The organism is Streptomyces sp. NPDC056061 (genome assembly GCF_042266885.1).
Lineage (GTDB): Bacteria > Actinomycetota > Actinomycetes > Streptomycetales > Streptomycetaceae > Streptomyces.
This window is the reverse complement of the sequence record NZ_JBHJWQ010000009.1, coordinates 1-19,435: the sequence shown is the minus strand read 5'-3', so window position 1 is coordinate 19,435 and position 19,435 is coordinate 1. Positions and strand designations below refer to the sequence as shown.

Annotated in this window: 17 protein-coding genes and 1 pseudogene; 12 read left to right on the top strand and 6 right to left on the bottom strand. The window is 72.0% G+C overall.

From position 1 onward, the window contains the following. The first annotated feature begins 370 nt into the window (after nucleotides 1–370). On the top strand, nucleotides 371–1,546 hold the full coding sequence (locus ACFC79_RS15770) for a cytochrome P450 (protein WP_376240238.1): 1,176 nt from the start codon (nucleotides 371–373) through the stop codon (nucleotides 1,544–1,546). Between the two features lie 354 nt (nucleotides 1,547–1,900). Beyond that, entirely contained in the window at nucleotides 1,901–3,703 is a 1,803-nt protein-coding gene (locus ACFC79_RS15765) for a CocE/NonD family hydrolase (protein WP_376240235.1), read from the top strand. A 193-nt stretch (nucleotides 3,704–3,896) separates the two neighbouring features. Here the strand turns inward: ACFC79_RS15765 and ACFC79_RS15760 are convergent, their stop codons facing one another. Beyond that, complete coding sequence (locus ACFC79_RS15760) at nucleotides 3,897–4,760, bottom strand: class I SAM-dependent methyltransferase (RefSeq protein WP_376240233.1); 864 nt, start codon at nucleotides 4,758–4,760, stop codon at nucleotides 3,897–3,899. A gap of 154 nt (nucleotides 4,761–4,914) precedes the next feature. On the opposite strand from ACFC79_RS15760, the gene ACFC79_RS15755 reads away from it, so the two are divergent. After that, a complete protein-coding gene (locus ACFC79_RS15755) occupies nucleotides 4,915–5,688 on the top strand; it encodes a thioesterase II family protein (RefSeq protein ID WP_376240230.1) in 774 nt (257 codons plus the stop codon). Nucleotides 5,689–5,732: 44 nt separating this feature from the next. Here the strand turns inward: ACFC79_RS15755 and ACFC79_RS15750 are convergent, their stop codons facing one another. From ACFC79_RS15750 to ACFC79_RS15735, 4 genes are read right to left on the bottom strand one after another with little or no spacing between them, the layout of a single operon-like run. After that, on the bottom strand, nucleotides 5,733–6,926 hold the full coding sequence (locus ACFC79_RS15750; protein ID WP_376240228.1) for an ABC transporter permease: 1,194 nt from the start codon (nucleotides 6,924–6,926) through the stop codon (nucleotides 5,733–5,735). Then, on the bottom strand, nucleotides 6,923–7,687 hold the full coding sequence (locus ACFC79_RS15745; RefSeq protein ID WP_376240226.1) for an ABC transporter ATP-binding protein: 765 nt from the start codon (nucleotides 7,685–7,687) through the stop codon (nucleotides 6,923–6,925). The genes ACFC79_RS15750 and ACFC79_RS15745 overlap by 4 nt, the downstream gene beginning before the upstream one ends. Then, complete coding sequence (locus ACFC79_RS15740) at nucleotides 7,684–8,757, bottom strand: peptidoglycan-binding protein (protein ID WP_376240223.1); 1,074 nt, start codon at nucleotides 8,755–8,757, stop codon at nucleotides 7,684–7,686. The genes ACFC79_RS15745 and ACFC79_RS15740 overlap by 4 nt, the downstream gene beginning before the upstream one ends. Then, nucleotides 8,754–9,422, bottom strand: a complete 669-nt coding sequence (locus ACFC79_RS15735) for a hypothetical protein (protein ID WP_376240220.1) — start codon at nucleotides 9,420–9,422, stop codon at nucleotides 8,754–8,756. Before ACFC79_RS15735 ends, ACFC79_RS15740 begins: the two co-directional genes overlap by 4 nt. A gap of 135 nt (nucleotides 9,423–9,557) precedes the next feature. On the opposite strand from ACFC79_RS15735, the gene ACFC79_RS15730 reads away from it, so the two are divergent. The 7 genes from ACFC79_RS15730 to ACFC79_RS15700 all read left to right on the top strand — a co-directional run bounded on the left by ACFC79_RS15730 (nucleotide 9,558) and on the right by ACFC79_RS15700 (nucleotide 16,866). Further along, complete coding sequence (locus ACFC79_RS15730) at nucleotides 9,558–10,250, top strand: response regulator (protein WP_376240217.1); 693 nt, start codon at nucleotides 9,558–9,560, stop codon at nucleotides 10,248–10,250. Beyond that, complete coding sequence (locus tag ACFC79_RS15725) at nucleotides 10,247–11,773, top strand: ATP-binding protein (RefSeq protein ID WP_376240215.1); 1,527 nt, start codon at nucleotides 10,247–10,249, stop codon at nucleotides 11,771–11,773. Before ACFC79_RS15730 ends, ACFC79_RS15725 begins: the two co-directional genes overlap by 4 nt. Further along, nucleotides 11,770–12,264: a hypothetical protein gene (locus ACFC79_RS15720; protein WP_376240212.1), complete on the top strand. Its 495-nt coding sequence runs from the start codon at nucleotides 11,770–11,772 to the stop codon at nucleotides 12,262–12,264. Before ACFC79_RS15725 ends, ACFC79_RS15720 begins: the two co-directional genes overlap by 4 nt. Before the next feature lie 776 nt (nucleotides 12,265–13,040). Next, on the top strand, nucleotides 13,041–15,263 hold the full coding sequence (locus ACFC79_RS15715) for a HelD family protein (protein WP_376240644.1): 2,223 nt from the start codon (nucleotides 13,041–13,043) through the stop codon (nucleotides 15,261–15,263). A gap of 310 nt (nucleotides 15,264–15,573) precedes the next feature. Then, a complete protein-coding gene (locus ACFC79_RS15710; RefSeq protein WP_376240210.1) occupies nucleotides 15,574–16,230 on the top strand; it encodes an antibiotic biosynthesis monooxygenase in 657 nt (218 codons plus the stop codon). Between the two features lie 10 nt (nucleotides 16,231–16,240). Continuing rightward, complete coding sequence (locus tag ACFC79_RS15705; protein ID WP_376240208.1) at nucleotides 16,241–16,450, top strand: hypothetical protein; 210 nt, start codon at nucleotides 16,241–16,243, stop codon at nucleotides 16,448–16,450. 5 nt (nucleotides 16,451–16,455) lie between these two features. Further along, on the top strand, nucleotides 16,456–16,866 hold the full coding sequence (locus ACFC79_RS15700) for a VOC family protein (RefSeq protein ID WP_376240205.1): 411 nt from the start codon (nucleotides 16,456–16,458) through the stop codon (nucleotides 16,864–16,866). A gap of 106 nt (nucleotides 16,867–16,972) precedes the next feature. Here ACFC79_RS15700 and ACFC79_RS15695 read toward each other — a convergent pair whose 3' ends face one another. Then, a complete protein-coding gene (locus ACFC79_RS15695) occupies nucleotides 16,973–17,473 on the bottom strand; it encodes a class I SAM-dependent methyltransferase (protein ID WP_376240202.1) in 501 nt (166 codons plus the stop codon). A gap of 80 nt (nucleotides 17,474–17,553) precedes the next feature. Between ACFC79_RS15695 and ACFC79_RS15690 the strand changes: the two genes are divergently transcribed. Both ACFC79_RS15690 and ACFC79_RS15685 read left to right on the top strand, forming a co-directional pair. Next, complete coding sequence (locus ACFC79_RS15690) at nucleotides 17,554–19,053, top strand: alpha/beta hydrolase (RefSeq protein WP_376240200.1); 1,500 nt, start codon at nucleotides 17,554–17,556, stop codon at nucleotides 19,051–19,053. Between the two features lie 146 nt (nucleotides 19,054–19,199). Then, nucleotides 19,200–19,337, top strand: a pseudogene (locus tag ACFC79_RS15685) (TetR/AcrR family transcriptional regulator); the annotation flags it as partial. Between the last annotated feature and the right edge of the window lie 98 nt (nucleotides 19,338–19,435).

Genomic DNA, 19,435 nt, shown 5'->3' with positions numbered 1-19,435 from the left:
GCCGATCCGCCGGGGAGTGGCGGGGCGGTGCCGGACGGAACCCTCCCGGCCGTCGGCCCCGTCCAGATACGCGACGTATGGGTGAATTTCGTGAGATATGACACTACTTGCCGTGCAGGGGCTGCCACGATGACCGGGGATCCTGAGCGGGCTCCGGCAGAGGCCCGGCGGAGGATCACCGGCCCCTGCGTACGGCTCCGGCGGTGCGGGCCGCGCGAGCGCACCGCTGCCCCGTCCCGCCCCGCCCAGCGGTGGGGCGGCCGGGCATCTGTGGTTCGCGCGTCCCCGACGCCGGGGCCGTCGTGCGGGCGGCGACCAGGAATTCAGCCGAGCCGACAGCACGCCCCGCCGCCGCGCGGGCAGGAGGACCATGCCCACCACCGACCACCGCGTTCCCCTGCACCGCCTGACGTACGCCAGCCCTGCCCCGCCCCGGCGCACCACCTTGGCGGGAGGCATGCCCGTCTGGCTCTTCAGCCGGTACGCCGATGTCCACCAGGTCATCAACGACAACCGGTTCAAGCGCACCCTGATCCGCCCGACGGGCATCGCCGCCTCCAGTCTGTTGGACACCCCCGACGCCGTCGGCAAGTTGGACGACTCCCAGCACCTCCGGTTGCGACGCACCGTGCAGCGCGCTTTCGGTCCTCGCGCGGTCGCGCGGATGACGCCCTGGGTTGCCGATGTGGTCGATGAACTCGTCGACGCGCTCGTCGACCACGGTCCGCCGGTGGACCTGGTCGACCACTACACCCGCCCGCTCCCCATCGCCGTCATGAGGAGGCTGCTGGGAGTGCACGACATCGACACGGCGCGCCTGCTGCACTGGACCGAGCACGGCTTCGCCACCGTCGAGCGGGATCCGGTGGAAGCCGCCGAGACCACACGGGAGTTCACCGAGTTCACGGTGGGGCTGCTGGCCGAACGGCGGCGTGCCCCGGGCACGGACCTCATCAGCTCCCTCGTCCTGGCCGCCGACGCGGAGGGCAGCATCCCCGAGCCGCAGCTCGTCAACCTGGTCAGCACCCTGGTGGTGGGGGGCTACGACACCGCCATGACCATGCTCGGCAATACGCTGCTCTATCTGCTCCACGACCGTCCGGAGGTCTGGGTCCGCCTCGGCACGTCCGACGAGACCGCGGCCGGTCTGCTGGCCGAGCGGCTGCTGTACCTGATCCCGCTGGGCGATCCCTCGGCGCACGCCAACCCCTTCCGGGCGGCGGAGGACATCGAGGTCGGCGGTGTCACCGTCCGCACCGGCGAGATCGTCACCGTCGACCGCGGCGCGGCGGGCCGGGACCCGGAGGCGTTCTCGGACGCCCCCTTCGAGGACCTGTTCGCACCGTTGGAGAGCCCGACCCTGGCCTTCGGCGGCGGACGGCACTACTGCCTCGGCACCTGGCTCGCCCGCGCCGAACTCCGCCTGGGCCTGCACAGACTCGCCGTCCGGCTCCCCGACCTGCGCCTCGCCGCACCCGTCGACACCATCACCTGGCGGCAGGGCACCATCACCCGCAGCCCCCTCGGCCTGCCTGCCACCTGGTGACCCGCCCGCCCGCCGGAACAGCGGTACCCGGCCCCCGGAACCCCGGCCCGGACAGCCGGCCGCAAGGCAGCGGAGTGATCGGGAGCGCGTTGTCACGGCGGCCCGCTCATCGTGTGCGCGCGGAATCCGCGTCACGGTGGCGGGCGAAGGGTGCCGGCAGCGTCGGAGGCGGCGGCCACCGAGGCCGTCGGGTCCGTCATCCGGGCCGTGCCGTCCCCGAGGCGGACGAAAGGCCCTTTCGTTCATTCGGGTTCACCTGGCCGCCGATCGGTTTTGGCGCCGTTGCCCCTGATCAGCATCCGCCCGGTGGCGCCCACTCGGGCGTCCCGACCTTCCAGGAAAAGAGCGATTCGTATGACCACAGCAGATGGAGAGCCGATCGCGTCGATCACCGACGCGACACTCGCCGACATCGCCGCCAACGGCATCTGGCGCAGTGGCGGTCTGGACATCAACCCATCGGTTCTCGCCGTCGCCAGGGCCCTGCTCGCGGCGGTGCAGGGCACCGCGCCGGCCGGCACGCTCCCCGAGGAGCTGCAGGAACTGGTGAACCGGATCCTGCGGGAGGCCGGGATCACCTTCCCGCGCATTCCCGTGACGCAGGAGATCGGCCTCTCCGCGTTCGCGATCAAGCGGAAGACCTCGGAGCCGTGCCCGGTGGTGATCGTGCCCGCCGGGTGGAACCCGTACGGCTGGATGCCGTTCATGGCCGGCTACCTCTCGCTGGCGGCGCGCGGCTACCACGTGCTGGCCTACACACCGCGGGGAATCGGCAAGCCGGACCTGCCGTACACCTCCGAGGGATTCATCGACATCGCCGGGCCGGACGACTGGGCGGACGGCTCGAAGGTGATCGACCACGCCGAGGGGCTGTTCGAGCCGAACAAGGTCGGGTTCATGGGCCTGTCCTACGGTTCCGGGATCAGCCAGCTGGTCGCCGCGCACGACAAGAAGAACCGGGTCGCCGCCGTGGCCGCGCTCAGCACCTGGGGCAACCTGGCCACCAGCCTCTACGACAACGGCACCCGGCACTCGGAAGCCGTGCAGACACTTGTCGACTTCACCGGCGACACGGAGGACAAGAAGTTCGACGAGAAGACCCGGCAGATCCTCCAGGACTTCCGGGACGGCCGGAACATGGAGGGCGTGGTGGACTGGGGCACCGAACGCTCCCCGGAAAACTACGTGGACATCACCAACGCGCGGGGCATCCCGACCTTCTACTCGAACACCTGGCACGAGAGCCTGTTCCCGGTCGGCGAGGCGATCGCCGCCTTCGAGAAGATCACCGCCCCCAAGCACCTGAACCTGTGGATCGGCGACCACGGCGCCCCGGAAGGCGCCGGCATCACCGGCCTGGCGACCGGCACGCCCTTCCCCGGCCTGCTGACCCCGATGCGGGAGGCGTACGCCTGGCTGGACCACCACCTGCTCGGGGCGGACAACGAGGTACCGGACTGGCCGGTGGTCAACAGCCAGGTCATGTTCACCTACGAGACCGTCCCGGCCGTCATCGGCCGGCGGATCACCGTCCCCGCCCGGCGCGAACCGCTCCGCTCCTGGGCCGAGGCCACCACCGGCAGCGAGTCCTGGTACCTGAACGGCAACGGCGGCAACGGCGACGGCACCCTGTCCGAGAAGCCGTCCACCGGCTGGAGCCGCGACTTCACCGCCGGGCACGAGACCGCCGCCACCGCCATGGACGACATCATGGATACCGGTCAGAAGGAGTGGTTCGGCAATCCCAAGCGCTACAAGCCTGCCGACTTCGAGCGGAACCGGCTGCTCCTCTGGTCCACCGAGGAACTGACGGGCGGCCGCCGGATCCGCGGCGCCGCCACCATCCGGCTCGCGGTCCGGTCCGACGAGGCGGACGCCACGACCCTCGTCGCCTACCTCTTCGACGTGGCCGCGGACGGCAGCGCCCGGATCATCACCCACGAGCCCTTCACCGCCACGGGCCTGCGCGCCGGCACGGACCGGACCGTCAGCTGGACGCTCCAGCCCGCCGCCCACGACCTGCCCGACGGCCACCGCCTGGCCCTGGTCGTCAACAGCCGCGACAAGCTGTACGCGTTCACCGGCAAGAAGGACAGCACCACCACCATCACCTCCCTGACCGGGGAGGAAGCCGTTCTGGAGCTGCCACTGGGCTGAGCGAAGTCCCGTGCGCGAACGGACGGACGCGGCATCCGCGGACTCGTCCGTTCGCGCACGGGACCCAAGCGGACGCTCACCGGACCGGCACGTCCCCAAGGCCGCCGACGAAGACCGGAGCCGGAGCGGAGAGCGACGCGATGACGATCCCGACCCGCCCGCTCGCCCGGGGCCCGTACCGTCCGGCGTGGTCTCAGCGCGCGGTCAGCGCATAGGCGGGCAGCGGTGTGTTGCCGTGATCCCGAGCCAGGGACCGGAGCACGTCCGCCTGGCTCAGGACCAGGTCGCGCACCGCCCGCGGCAGCTCGGCCATCCGGTCGGCGTCGACCAGAAGCCTCCCGCAGGCGTCGATCTCCCAGTCGGCGTCCTGCAGGGCCGATGTGTCCACCACGCGTATCGGACCAACGTCCCAGCCCGTCGTCGGCAGAGCCCGGAGCAGGGCCTCACGGGAGAAAGGCGTGCGCACATTTCCTTCGCCCCGTGAGCCGCCGGCCTCGGTCTGGCCCTGGACCAGAACGGCAAGAAGATGGGGCAGCTGGTCGGCCGAACGCGGTTCGAGGTCCCACTCGGCGAAGCACAGGCTCCGCGCCCAGCGACGGATCCGGGCGAGCGTTCCGCGCAGCTGCTCCGGGGAGGCGAAGTACCAGGAGCAGTGGGCCAGGACGACGTGATCGAACTCGTTGGCGGAGAAGGCGACCGACTCGTCGAGAACGTCCAGGCCGAAGCGGAAATCGATGCGGGAACCCAAGGGTGTCGCCTTGAGGCGCTGCGCCGAACGCCCCAGCGTGACGGGGGCCCCGTACAGCGGATCCGCGATGTCGACGGCGACGATCCGGCCCCGTGGCCCGACGGCTTCCGCGAGGACGGCCGTCATGTCGCCCTGGCCGCAGCCGATTTCCAGGACCGAGGCCCCGGCCCGGACGTCCCAGCCGGAGACGAGTTCGGCCCGATACCGGGTCTGGGCCAGCTGGACGCGTGGGTCCGCGTCGGACGCGGCCATGACGGCCGCGATCGAGGGCGCCACGGCCGACAGAGCGTTCTCGTCGTTCTTGTTCACGGATTCCCTCGTCGCGCTTCCGTACGGATGTCATGTCCATCTTCGCCCGAGGTGGTCGGCGCAGCACCCGCCCTATACTCGTGCGGGCGTACACGGGCCGTGAATCGGCGGCGCAGGACGAGCAGTTGAACGTGGAGTCGGGGGGCCGGCCGGGGTGAGTCGAGAACGGGACGTCTGGTTTCGGCGCTTTCAGGCGCTGAACCGCGCGCATACGGGAGTCGAAGCGGGCTGTGAACTCGTCTGCTTCCCGCACGCGGGCGGCTCCGCCGCCTACTGGCGCGGAATCGCCTTGGAGCTCGCGCCCGATGTCGATGTGCTGGCCGTGCAGTATCCGGGGCGACTGGACCGTCTGGGCGAGGCGCCCGTCGAGGATATGCACCTGCTCGCCGACCTGGTCGCCGAAGCACTGGGGCCGCCGGGCGACCGGCCCCGGGCGCTGCTCGGGCACAGCATGGGGGCCTCGCTGGCGTACGAGGTGGCGGTGCGTCTCGCACGGCTGCCCGGTGGCGAGCCGCATCTGCTCGTCGTGTCGGGCCGTCGCGCTCCGTCCGCCGCCCACGGACGAAAGCGCGAACGGCCGCGCGACGATGCCGAGTTGATCGGGCGGATGCGCGAGCTGGGCGGCACGCAGGCGGCGCTCCTCGACGACCCCGAGATGCTGGAGCTGATCCTCCCGGTGCTGCGCGGGGACTACCGGGCCCTCGACACGTACGAGGACACCCCGGGACGGCTCCTGACCTGTCCCGTCGTCGCCCTCACGGGCGACCGGGACGCCGAGGCACCCGTCAAGGATGTCCAGGGGTGGCGGGACCACACCTCGGGCGAATTCCGTACACATGTGTTCGGCGGCGGTCACTTCTACCTCAACGACCATGCGGGAGAAGTGACCGAACTGGTCCGGGGACTGCTGCCGACACGCGCCGGTTGAACCGGCCGGGGCGACCGACCGCCCCGGCCCCGCGCGCCGTCGCCTCATGTCGCGTTCAGTGCCACCGTCGGATGGAGCCGGGAGGCGCGGATCGCCGGATAGAGGCCCGCGACCACGCCGATCAGCAACGTGGCGGCCAGGCCACCGGCCAGGGACCACGGCGGGACCACCGCCGTCCACCCCTGCACCCGCGCGAAGCCGTGGGTAGCCGCCGCGCCCAGCAGTGCGCCCGTCGCCCCGCCCAGCGCCGACAGCAGCAGCGACTCCGTCAGGAACTGGAGCCGGATCGCGTTGCGGGTCGCGCCCAGCGAGCGACGCAGCCCGATCTCCTGGCGGCGCTCCAGCACGGAGATGACCATGGTGTTCGCCACGCCGACACCGCCCACCAGCAGGGCCACCGCGCCCAGGCCGAGCATCAGGGTCGTCAGGCCCTCGTCGGTGGCGGCCTTGGCCGCCAGCGCGTCCGAGGGGCGGGAGACCTTGACGCCCGACTCGTCGCCGGGGCTGATGGTGCGGGCCAGGACCGCCCGCACGTCCTCCACCGAGGCGTCCGTGGACCGCTCGAAGACGGTGGTGGGATGGCCGTCGAAGCCGAAGTAGCGTTCGGCGGCGGGGAATCCGACCATCGCCACCCGGTCCAGGGCGGGGACGAGTTCGATCGGTTCGAGGATGCCGACGACGGCCACGCGGGTGTCGTTCATCATGATCGTTTCGCCGGTGCGGGTGACGCCGAGGCGTTCCGCCGCCACCGCACCGAGGACCGTCGTCGGGAGCCGTTCTGCTGCCGGGTCCAGCCAGCCGCCCCGGCCGACCTCGCCGCCGAGCGCGGACAGCAGGTCGAGACGGACCGCCTGCGCGGTGACACCGGCGGTGCGCTCCTCGGGGACCACGTCGCTGCGGCGGATCCGGGCATCGACATCGGCGGTGGCCGTGGCATGCAGAACCGGGCCGATGCGTTCGACCATTGCGACGGCGTTCTTCGGGAGGCTGACCCGCTGACCGGTGATGTCCTTGCTCGCTTCGGCCGTGAGGAGGTTGGTGCCGAGACGGTCGAGCCGGGCCATCAGGTCCGCGCGGCTCGACTCGGACAGACCGACGACCGCGACCATGGTCGCGATACCGATCGCGATGCCGAGTGCCGAGAGCACCACGCGTGCACGGCGCGCGCGCAGACCGACCGCGCCGACGCGCAGGACGTCGGCGGGGGAGAGCCGGGACGGCCGGAGGTCGCTCTTCATGCGCCGCCCCCTTCCGTTTCCCCGTCCGGGGCGGATGCCGTCTCCCCGCGCGGGGCGGATGCCGCGGAACGCGAGTCCGAGACGATCCCGCCGTCCCTGAACCGGACCCGGCGGGGCAGCGCGTCCGCGATCCCGTTGTCATGGGTGATCACGCAGATCGTGGTGCCGGACGCGTTCAGCTCGTGCAGCAACTCCATGACGATCTCACCGGACGCGGTGTCCAGCGCCCCGGTCGGCTCGTCCGCCAGCAGCAGCCGGGGATCCCCCACCAGGGCGCGGGCGATGGCCACGCGCTGCTTCTCGCCGCCGGACAGCTCGTTCGGCGTGTGCGAGCAGCGGTGGTCGAGCCGAACCTTGGCCAGCGCCTCCCGCGCACGCGCGCGGCGCTGCTTCAACGGCACGCCCGCGTACAGCAGCCCGTCGGCGACGTTGTCCACCGCGTCGCGCCCCGCCGCCAGGTGGAAGTGCTGGAACACGAAGCCGATGTGACGGGCGCGCAGCGCGGAGAGCCGGGAGTCGGAGAGCTCGGACACGTCGTACCCGGCGACCCGGACGGTGCCCGTGGTGGGCTTGTCCAGGGTGCCCATGATGTTGAGCATCGTGGACTTGCCGGAGCCGGACGGTCCCACCACGGCCAGCAGCTCGCCTCCCTCGACGACGAGGTCCACTCCGCGCAGGGCGTGCACACCGCCGGGGTACGACTTGGTGGCGTTCCGCACCTCGATCACCGGGGCCGCCGGTGCCATGACGTCACCTGTCATGACTTCGCCGCTCCGACCTTCAGGCCCTCGCGCACGTCCGGACCGCTGACCTCGATCAGTCCGTCGGCGGTCATGCCCGTCTCCACCCGCACCATCGTCGAGCCGGAGCCGCGGACGACCTGGAGGCCGTAGCCGCCGTTCTCGCCGCGCAGCGCCACGACCGCCTCGACGGGCACGGCGAGTACCCCCTTGCGTGCCTCGCTGACGAACTTCACGCTCGCCGACACCGCGGCGTCCTCGCCGGACGCGGCCTTCGCCCCGCCGTCCAGGACGACCTCGACGGTGATGCCCTCCTGCCCGGCGTCCTCGGAGCCGGACGCCTCGGGGCGCACCGTCCCGGCGACCTTGCCGGCCACGGTCCTCCCGCTCGGCAGCGTGACCTCGACCTTCGTTCCGCGCGAGGTGAGAGCGCCGTCGGTCTGGTCCAGTTGCGCCCGCACGACGGGTTCGGTGGACGCGATCGTCAGGACCGGCGTGTCCGGGCCCACCTGGTCGGCGAGCGCCGCGTCGGCGGAGACCACCTTGACCGGGCCGGGCTGGAAGACGACGTCGCCCCGGCCGACCCTGCCCGTGGTGTCGCGGTTCAGGGTCTTCTGCCACCGCTTGACAGCGGCCTCGGTGGCCTCGTCGTACCGTGTGTCGACGTACAGATTCGATCCGAACCCCAGGTCGCGCAGGTTGCGTTCCAGTTGGAGTACGTCGCTGCCCCGGTCGCCCACCTTCATCTCGCGGAACATCGGGACCGGTCCGTAGAGCAGCGTGACGGGTTTGTCGTTCAGCTCGTACAGGGCCTGTCCGCCGGTCAGGGTCTTCCCCGCGGAGGCGGCCACCGTGACGGTTCCCTCGACGGCGGACTTGACCACGCGGCGCTGCGCGAAGTCGAGCTTGCCGTCGACCGTCTTGGACTGCACCAGGTCGGTGCGCACGACGGTCGCGGTGGCGGGCGGCAGATTGCCGGACTTGCCCGGGGCGCCCGCGCCGCCGCCGTTGCCGAGGAGCAGGCCGCCCCCGGCGACGGCGGCGGCAGCGGTCAACGCGCCGAGCGCGAGGAGAGTGGTGCCGTGCTTCACTGCATGCCGTCCAGACCGTCGAGCAGCTTCGACCTGCACGCCTCGCGGGCCTTCTTGTACGTCGGCGAGTTCGAATCGATGGACGGGGACGCCGGGTTCGGGTCGCCGCCCGGCTGGGCGTTGCCCCCGCTCATCGTCGGGTTGATGAACCGGGAGACGCCGTTGTCCCGCATGCACGTGGCGTGCGCGAGCATCGACTCGTAGTCCTTCTGCTGGTCGCGCTTGGGTTCGGCCGTCATGGCGGCCTGCAACTCGGCCGTGCAGGCACCGTTCCTGCCACCCTTGATGCCTTCGTTGCGGCCGGGCTGGGCACCGATCGCGTTGACCTTGTCCCAGTCGGGGTACCCGCTGAGTGTGGGATCGGGGAAGTCCTTGTAGCCGCCCTTGACGCGCATGCACTGGACGTACTTCATCTGGGCGTCGTAGAACGCGTTCTTGCCCGCGGGGCCGTCGCTCGGCCCGTTCCCGCCCTTCGCGGTGCCCGCGTCCGACGCAGCCGGTGCGTCCGGTACGTCGGCGATCGCGTCGGGCCTCTTCGCCCCGTCGGCGCCGTCGTCCCCGCCGCCGCAGGCGACGGAGAGGGCGAGTACGGGCACGGTCACGAGGGCGGCCACGCGCATTCGGGCGGCGACGGCACGCGGAGCGGTTGTCCTGGGGAAGTTCATGCGCCTCACGCTCGCCGCCACACGTGATGGCCCGTCCATGGCCACATGATGAGAACGTAACAATGCCCCCGACCTGCGGTTCCGTCCCCGCTCGGACTAGGCGCGACCGGCCTCGGCGTGCACATAATCGGCCCCATGCCGCATGTGCTGCTGATCGAGGACGACGTGTCCGTACGGGACGGAATGGAGCTCGTGCTGCGCCGGCACGGCTACGGCGTGGACACCGCCGCCACCGGCGAGCAGGCCCTCGCCCTGCTCGCCGGGACGCACGGCGCACGGATCGAACTGGCCGTACTGGACCTGATGCTGCCCGGCATGGACGGCTTCGAGGTGTGCCGCCGCATCCGCGCCCGCTCGGCGACCCTGCCGGTCATCATGCTGACCGCGCGCGGCGACGACTCGGACATCGTGACCGGCCTGGAGGCGGGCGCCGACGACTACGTCGTCAAACCCGTCACCGCACCCGTCCTGAAGGCCCGCATCCGGGCCGCGCTGCGACGTGCGGAACCGTCCGCGCGCCAGGAGCCGGACGCCGATCTCGCCGGTCTGGTGATCGACCGCGCCGGACTCACCGTCACCAGGAACGGCACCCTCGTCCCGCTGCCGCCCACGGAGCTGCGGCTGCTGCTGGAGCTGTCGGCCTCCCCGGGCCGGGTCCTGAGCCGTGACCAACTCCTCGAATCCGTCTGGGACCACAGCTTCCTCGGCGATTCCCGACTGGTGGACGCGGCGGTCGGCAGGCTGCGGGCCAAGATCGAGGACGTACCGTCCAAGCCCCGGTACATACAGACGGTGCGGGGCTTCGGCTACCGCTTCGGGCCGCTGTGAACCGGGAGGGCGAGGACGAGCGCCGCGCCACTCCGCGGAGGCGCCCGCGGTGGTTCGTCGGCGGGCTGCGCACCCGGCTCGTCATCACCTTCGTCCTCGTCGCCCTCATCAGCGCGGTGACCTCGACCGCTCTCGCCTACCGGGACGCCCGCACCGCCGTCCTCCGGCGCACCCAGGACGCCGCCGTGAACGATCTGAGGGAGCGGGTCACCGCGGTCGCCGCCGATTTCGACCTGCCGCCGGACCAGCGGTCGCTGTCCCGGTTCGCGGCGAAGGTCTCGGACGGCCTCGGCGCCCGCATCGTGGTCGCCCGCTACCAGGACCTCGCCGCGGTCTCCGACTCGTTCGCCGACACGGAGGACCGGATCACCGTCGAACTGCGTGCCGCCGTCATGACCGGGGGCGGCGCCCGGTTCCAGCGGGTGCGATGGCAGGACGAGCCGTACCTGGTCGTCGGCATGCCCGTGACGTACGCCGACGGGGACCGTCGCACCTCCGGCCTGGAGGTCTACGCGATCACCGATCTGCGGGCCGAGCGCGACGACACCGCCGCCCTGGTGGACTCCGTGCGGGCGGGCATCGTGCCGGTGGTGCTGCTCGCCGCCGTCCTGGCACTGCTCGCCGCGGGGACGGTCCTGCGCCCGGTACGGAAGCTGGGAAGCGCCACCCGCGAGCTCGCGGCCGGCGACCTCGGCAGCCGGGTCGCCGTCACCGGGCGCGACGAACTCGCCGATCTGGCAAGGACGTTCAACGAGACCGCCGACGCACTCCAGGCGTCCGACGCGGAACTGCGCGAGCAGGAGGCGAAGGCACGCCGCTTCGTGGCGGACGTGTCGCACGAACTGCGCACCCCGCTCGCGGCGATGACGATGGTGGCGACCGTCCTGGAGGAGGACGCCGACCAGCTTCCGCCGGACGCCGCACACGCCGCCCGCACCGTCGGCGCGGAGACGGCACGGCTGTCCCGGCTGGTCGAGGACCTGATGGAGATCTCCCGGTTCGACGCCGGGGCGGCCCGGCTGAACGCGACCGGGACCGACCTCGCCGACACCGTACGGGCGTCGCTGGCGCTGCGCGGCTGGACGGACCGGGTGGAGCCCCGCCTCCAGGAGGGGCTGCGGGCGGTGGTCGACCGGCGCCGCATCGATGTGATCGTCGCGAACCTGGTGGGCAACGCGCTGCGGCACGGGGCACCGCCGGTCACCGTGACGCTCGCGGCGGACGGGGAGTGGGTGACGCTGGAGGTCGCCGATCACGGCCCCGGACTGACGCCGGACGCCCGGGAACGGGTCTTCGACCGGTTCTACAAGGCGGACGCGGCCCGCACGCGCGGCACGGCCGACGACAGCGGACAGGGCAGCGGCCTCGGCATGGCGATCGCACGGGAGAACGCACGGCTGCACGGCGGCACGATCGACGTGGCGGACGTCGCCGACATGACGGGCACGGCCGAAGAGTCTTGGCGCGGCGCGGTGTTCACCCTGCGGCTGCCCCTGCGACGCGCGGGAGAGGAGACGGGATGAGGGGCCGATCGGTGGGCGCGGTCGTCGCACTGGGAATCGTGCTCACGGGCTGCGGCGTACCGTCGACCGGGGTGATCGGCGCGGGCGAGCCCGCCTCCGGACTGACGCGCGGGATCCGGCTGTACTACGCGTCCGCCGACGGGCTGCGCGGGGTGCCGGTGCTCGACAAGAAGGTCGATGACCTCAACGGGGTGCTGAAGCTGCTCGGCCAGGATCCTCCGCCCCTCGAACAGCGCGGCGGACTCACTTCTCTCGTCCGCCTCGGCGGCTACTCGGCAAGCGGAACGGGCACCCGGGTGACGGTACGCGTCGACGGACCCTACTCGGAGACGGAGTCCGACCAGGGGACAGGGCAACTGGTGTGCACCCTGGCGCGCGCCCAGTCCGTGCTCGACCCGAAGGTTCGGGCCGACGACGTCGAGGTCACCCTGCGGCCGTCCGAGGGCGCGGTGCTGGGGCCCTACCGGTGCGCGGAGTTCCTCACCGGGTGACGGGCCGTCCACCCGAGGAACGGAGCGAGCGCGTACCCGGATGACCTCAGGCCGTCGGGACGCAGGGCTCGCTCCGGCCATCGGTGGCGGATGACCCGAGCCGGCCCCGCCGTGGGGTGCCCGTGCCCGGGGCCGGTCGGCGAGGACCGTGCCGACCACGGACCGGACCGCACGACGTTTCGCGGTGATGCGGCCGATCCGGTGGTCCTGGAACCGGGTGAACCACAGCGCCCCGTCCGGCCCGGGGGTGATGACCGTGGGGCCGGACGACGGCACGTCCAGGGGGGTACTCGTCCCGTCCGCCACGGAGAACTCCTCGACGGGCCGGGGCGTCAAAAGGATGCACAGCAACTCCTCGAAGGGGTGGGGGGATCGGCCGGTGCGCCCGGCCGATGTCCTGGCGCGGTCCCGTACCGTACCGGCGCCCGTCCCGGGTCGGGAACGAGCACGGCGGGGTCGGCGGTCGGGGTCGTGCACCCCCGCGCCACGGCATCCCGGCCGACAGCTCGACACCGGCCCACCTCGGATGCCGGACGCCGGATGCCGGATGCCGGTGGCCGGACGTCGGTGCCGGACGCCTGCGGGCCTCGCATGCGGCGGGCCGGAACCACAATTCCTCAAGAACGCCCAGGAACAAGAACGAGCCCCGGGCGAATTGACATCCGGGGCTCGATCCTGCGTATATTTAATTCTTCATGCCTTTGCGCAAAAAAGCATGAAAAGAAACTCTCTACGAGAATCATATCGCGTCAGGAGCGGAATTGTCAACCGAGGAAATGCGGCGGGAACAGCAATTCATCACCGGCCTCTACACCCGGCTCGACCGGCTCAGGGAACAGGCCGAGGAGTCGATGCGCGCCGCACTCGCACAGGCCGGGACCGGGTTTCAGGCAAGGACCGAGCGGGACGTGCTGGTGGCGGAGCAGTCCGGGCTGCTCGGCGCGATTGACGCGGGGGAGAACGGTCTCTGTTTCGGGCGCCTCGACTTCGGGGACGGCAGGACCCATCACATCGGGCGGATCGGAATTCGGCAGGACGACGCGTCCCGTACGCCCCTGGTCATCGACTGGCGAGCCGATGTGGCGCGCCCCTTCTATCTGGCCACCGGTCATACGCCGATGGGCCTGCGGCGCAGACGGCACATCACCACGGAGGGGCGTACCGTCACCGCGCTCCACGACGAGCTGATGGACCTCACGGACCCGACCCGCACCGGATACGAGGGCGCGGACGCCGACGAGGTGCTGCTGGCCGCGCTGGACGCGTCCCGCACAGGGCGGATGCACGACATCGTCCGCACCATCCAGGCCGAACAGGACCGCATCATCCGGGCGCCCCACCAAGGAGTCCTGGTCGTCGAGGGCGGCCCCGGCACCGGGAAGACCGTCGTCGCGCTGCACCGGGCGGCGTACCTGCTGTACGAGCGCCGGGAACTCCTGGCCCGTCGCGCCGTGTTGATCGTCGGCCCGAACCCGGCCTTCCTGAGCTACATCGGCGACGTGCTGCCCTCGCTCGGCGAGACCGGGGTGCTGCTGGCCACCATCGGTGAACTCTTCCCCGGGGTGCGGGCCACCGGCAGCGACAGTCCGGCCGCCGCCGAGGTCAAGGGGCGCGCCGCGATGGCCGATGTGCTGGCGGCGGCGCTGCGGGACCGGCAGACCGTGCCCGAGCGGGCGACCGAGATCGACCACGACGGGTACGGGACGCTCCACCTGGACCGGGCCATGGCCGAGGACGCGCGCCACCGGGCGCGCGAGAGCGGGCTGCCCCACAACCTGGCCAGGCCCGTCTTCGCGTTCCACGTCATCGACGCGCTCACCGCGCAACTGGCCGAACGAATCGGCGCCGACCCGTTCGGCGGGCCCAATCTGCTGGGGCCCGACGACCTCGCCCAGATGGGCAAGGAGATCGCGACGAGCCGGGAGGTCCACGCCGCAGTGGACGAGCTGTGGCCGCAGCTCACCCCGCAGGAGTTCGTCGCGGACTTCCTCGCCGAGCCGGTCCATCTCGACGACGAGTCCGCCGCGCCGATCAGGCGGCGGGGCGGGGCGTGGACCCCGGCCGACGTACCGCTCCTCGACGAGGCCGCCGAACTGCTGGGCGAGGACGACAGCGCCGCCCGAGCCGCGGCCGAGGCCGAACGCCAGGAGCGGATCGCCTACGCGCAGGGCGTGCTGGAGCTGTCCGCGGGCTCGGAGACGTACGAGTTCGAGGACGAGGAGTCCGAGATCCTCGCGGCGCACGACGTCATCGACGCCGAGCGGATGGCCGAACGCCACGAGGAGGCCGATCACCGCAGCGCGGCCGAGCGTGCGGCGGCCGACCGGACCTGGGCGTTCGGCCACATCGTCGTCGACGAGGCGCAGGAACTCTCGGCGATGGCCTGGCGGCTGTTGATGCGGCGCGTTCCCACACGCTCCATGACCCTCGTCGGGGACCCGGCGCAGACCGCGGAACCGGCAGGGCTCGGTTCCTGGGAACGCATCCTGGAGCCGTACGTGGACGACCGTTGGCAGCATGTGCGGCTCGGGGTCAACTACCGTACGCCCACCGAGATCATGGAGGTCGCGGCCGGGTACCTGCGCGCGAACGATCCGGCGTTCGTGCCGCCCGGCTCGGTGCGCTCGACGGGGGTGCGCCCCTGGGCGCTCCGGGTCGGCGAGGGCGGGCTCGCCGCCGCCGTGGCGCGCGAGGTCGCCGCGGCCGGGGGCGGAGGACGGGTCGCGGTCGTCGCCCCGGCGGCGCTGCACGCCTCGCTGCTCGCCCGACTGCCGGACGCGGCCCACGGGCCCGCGCCCGACCTCACCCGGGACGTGGTGCTGCTGGACGCGCGACAGGCGAAAGGGCTGGAGTTCGACACCGTGCTGGTCGTGGAACCGGCCGCGTACGGGGCGAGTGATCTGTACGTCGCGCTGACCCGGGCCACCCAGCGTCTCGGGGTGCTGCACACCGGCGATCTGCCGAAGGGACTCGGGGGACTTCAGGAGGTGACCCGCTGACGCGGGGCAGGGGGGAGGCCGGGAGGGGCCGTGGTGCCACCGACGGCACCGGGGCAGGCGCTCACGCCGTGTCCCTGCCGCCCCACTGGCCCCGGGCGCTGTGAGCTGCTGCGGGTTTGCCGAGCCGGAGTGCGTTGCGCGGGCACCGGGAGGGCTGCATGCCGAGCGGCGGCGGCCCGACGGCCTCGTAGGTGCCGTCGAAACGGTCATCACGGCGGCCCCGGGTCTGAATCCCGACTTCGAACCCCTGCTTGACCTCAACCCCGCTTGACGTTCCATGCTGGGCTCGCCGAGATGACAGGAGGTCGGTGTGACATCGCTTCAGTTGCCGGACCTGGCCCGGCCCGACGCCGGGACCACGTTGATCAGCGAGTGGGTCGTGGACACGCCGGACCGGCAGGACCGGGCGTGTCGTGCGTTGCTCGGGGAGTGGACCGAGCTGTCGGCCAGATTCCGCCCCGAGGCCTTCCTGCGGCTCAGTTGCTTCGCGAGCGCGGACGGGCGTGTGCTGCTCAGTGTCGCGCAGTGGACCGGTGATGAGGCCCACCTCGCCTTCGTCCGCGAGCACCGGGCCGACATGGTCGGCAACATCGACCGCGAGATCCCAGGGATCCGGCGTCCCGGGCTGGTCCGCTACCGGTTGGCGCACACGGTCGTGCCGGACGGGGCCGGTGACGACACGACCGACGTGATCGTCGTCTCGCACGCCGGGAGTGGGCCGGCGTCGTCTGCCTCTGCCGCGCGATGGGCCGAGGCCACCGCCGACCGACTACGGGCGGCTCCGCCTCCCGGCATGGGCACCGCGCACGTGTTCGTCGGCGAGGACGGTGCGCGTGGCCTGCTCTACGCACCGGTCACGGACGCGTACGACGTTGCCGGTGCGCGGCCCCACCGGCTGCTCGGAGCCGTCGCGGGACCGGGCGCCGGTGCGGACGGCGCAAGCGCCGGAGGGGGCCCGGCGTCCTGACGGTGCGGGCGTGGCCGAAGCCGGGCACGTCCTCGGTACCGGGGCCGACGCCGAGGACGCGGTCCGGGACGGCTGGATCACGTGGCCGGCCGCCGACCGCTCGCGGGTGGCCGGCCCGAAGGTGCATCCGATGCGGATCGTGTCGTACCCGGCCCTGGAGCAACCGCGTTCCGCTCCGCGCGCTGATCCCCCACGGATCGCGGGACGGCCCGTAGCCTGATCATCATGGACATCACCATCCACACGAGCGTTCTCCCGCACGAGGACCCGGACGCGTCACTGGCCTTCTACCGCGACGCCCTCGGCTTCGAGGTCCGCGGCGACGTCGGTCAGGGCAGGATGCGCTGGATCACGGTCGGCCCCGTGGGCCAACCCGGCACGTCCATCCTGCTCGCGCCGCCGGCCGCCGACCCCGGCGTCACCGAGGCCGAGCGGCGCACCATCACGGAGATGATGGCCAAGGGAACCTACGGCTGGATCCTGCTCGCCACCCGGGACCTCGACGACACCTTCGAGAAGGTGCGGGCCCGCGACGCCGAGGTCGTCCAGGAACCGACCGAGCAGCCGTACGGCATCCGCGACTGCGCCTTCCGCGACCCCGCGGGCAACATGGTCCGCATCCAGGAACTCCGGTAGCTGCGCCGCGCCCGGCGCCGGGACCACCCCGCCCCCGTCCGGGGCGGCGCGGGCCTTCATGTCGTAGCAGACCCGGGTCCGTACGGGGCGGCACCGGGAGCGGCCGTCACCGTCCGTGCGCCCGCGCGTGGGCGATCCGTGACAGATCGATCGGTACGAGTGCGTCCCGGCGGTCCCACAGGGCGGCATCGAGCATCTCGTGCTGACGGACGCTCTCCACGACATCGAAGCCGCAGTCGGACAGCAGGGCGGCGAGGTCGTCCGGCGCGAGGAACGTCTTCCACGGCTCGCCCTGCCCTGAGGCGAAGAGCGCGACGGCGTCGACGTACCGCTGTGCGGCGGCGTCGCGCAGCCCCTCGGGGAGGAGGTAGTCCATGACGAGCTCCGTGCCGGCGGCGAACCTGCCCACCGCCGCCAGGATCCGGGCGACGGTATCGGCGCCGAGGTACATGCTGACGCCCGGCCACATGACCACCGCCGGTTCGCCGTCGTCGAAGCCGTGGGCGCGGAGCCCCTCGGCCAGGGGGTCCCGGTCGAGGTCGAGCGGGACGTAGACCACACGGCCGGAGGCCGGCACGCCGGCGGCGGTCAACCGTTCCCGCTTCATCCGCTGACGGGAACCCCTTGTTACGTTCTCACCTTGTGCTCATGGAGGCGCCGTCATGCGGGACCGTGACAGTGGCGCGCATGAACACGAGCACGCGTGTGAACCCGAAACCGAACGCGGGGCGGCGGGTCGCCTCCGCGATCCTTGCCCTCTCCGCCTCCGCGGCCGTCCTCGCCGCCCCCGGCGCGGCGGTCGCCGGGGAGCCGTCCGGCGCCACCGCCGCTGTCCCGCCGATCAGTTGGGGTGCCTGTCCCGCGGCCGAGCCGCCCTACCCCGATCCCAGTCCGAAGGCGCAGTGCGCGACGGTGGAGGTGCCGCTGGACTGGTCGAAGCCGCAGGGCCCGAAGACCGGCATCTTCGTCGCGCGGTACCCGGCCACCGACCCCACGCGGCGGATCGGCGTCCTGATGTCGAACCCGGGCGGCCCCGGAGCCTCCGGGGCCGACGACGCGCTCTACGCGGACGACCCCGTCAGCGGCTACTCCCCGGACATGCTCCGGCGCTTCGACGTGATCGGTTTCGACCCGCGCGGCATCGGCCGCAGCAGGAGCGCCGATTGCGACGAGACGATCAACGAGTCGATCCCGGCCCGCCCGCGCGATGCGGCCGAGTTCGGGCAGCTGCGAACCCTTAACGGCCAACTGGCGGACAGTTGTCTGAAGCGGACGGGGCCGCTCGCCGCCCACATGGACGGGGAGAGCGTGGCCCGTGACATGGACGCGATCCGCGCCGCCCTCGGCGAGAGCCGGATCAGTTTCATCGGCCATTCCTACGGCACCTTCCTCGGCGAGCGTTACGCGCGCCTGTTCCCCGGCAGACTTCGCGCACTGGCCCTCGACAGCGCCATGGACCCGGACCGGCCGAACGCCGAGCGGTACCTCACCGACGGCAGTGTCGCCATCGAGAACACCCTGAAACGGTTCGCTGCCTGGTGCGAGAAGGACACGGGCTGTGCTCTCAACGGCAAGGACGTGACGGCCGTCACCGAGGAGCTGTTCGCCCGCGCCGACGCGGGCACGCTCCGCGAGCCCGGCCCGAACGGCCCGACACGGACCGAGGTCGACGCCGACCAGCTTGCCGGCTTCCTCACTTTCGCACTCGGCAAGGGAAGCGTCGAGGAGACGGCACGGCAACTTGCCGCCCTGCACACGGGAAAGGGGGAGGTCCGCTGGATCCCCTCCGGTACGGAGATGGCCTCGCGGCTCGTGCTGTGCCGGGACTACGACTTCCGGATCCGCGACCACGCGGAGTACCGGGCCATCCGCGAGAGGGTCGCGAAGGCCGCCCCGCACGTCCGTTACAACTCCCAGGCGCTGGACATCGTTCTCGGCTGCCAGGGCTGGACCATGCCGCCCAAGCCCCGGCCCGCCCGTGCGAAGGGCGATCTCCCGCCCGTTCTCGTGGTCAACGCCACCCATGATCTGGCGACTCCTCTGCCGGGCGCGCGACGCATGGCGGATTCCTTCCCGAAGGCGACCCTGTTCACGATGGACGTCGTGGGCCACTGGCTCTACCGCAGGGGCGGGACCGAAGAGGCGATGCGGGTCGTCGACGCCTACCTGACCGGTCCGAAGGGCTGAGCCGACGCGGCCGTCGGCGGGGTCGCGGCGGCGAGACCGTCCCTGCCCGCGGATGGCCGCGGTCACCGGCAAGGGCGCCGCGGCGGCGAGCCGCCAGGCAGGAGTAGACACTGTCTACTCCTGCCTGGTGGACAGTGCCCGTGGACATGGACAACGAGAAGTCGCTGCGGGAGCGGTTGATCGATGTCGGAGTGGACCTCGTCATCAACGAGGGCTCCGCGTCGCTGGGACTGCGCGAGATCGCGCGCCGGGCAGGGGTGTCCCATGGGGTGCCACGCCGCTACCGGGGCTACTGAGGCTGGACTCGTGATGTCGCATGGTTGGTCAGGTGGGCCTGACAGTCGGGCCGGTCTCGGCGAGGCAGCCGTCTATGAGGTGGCTG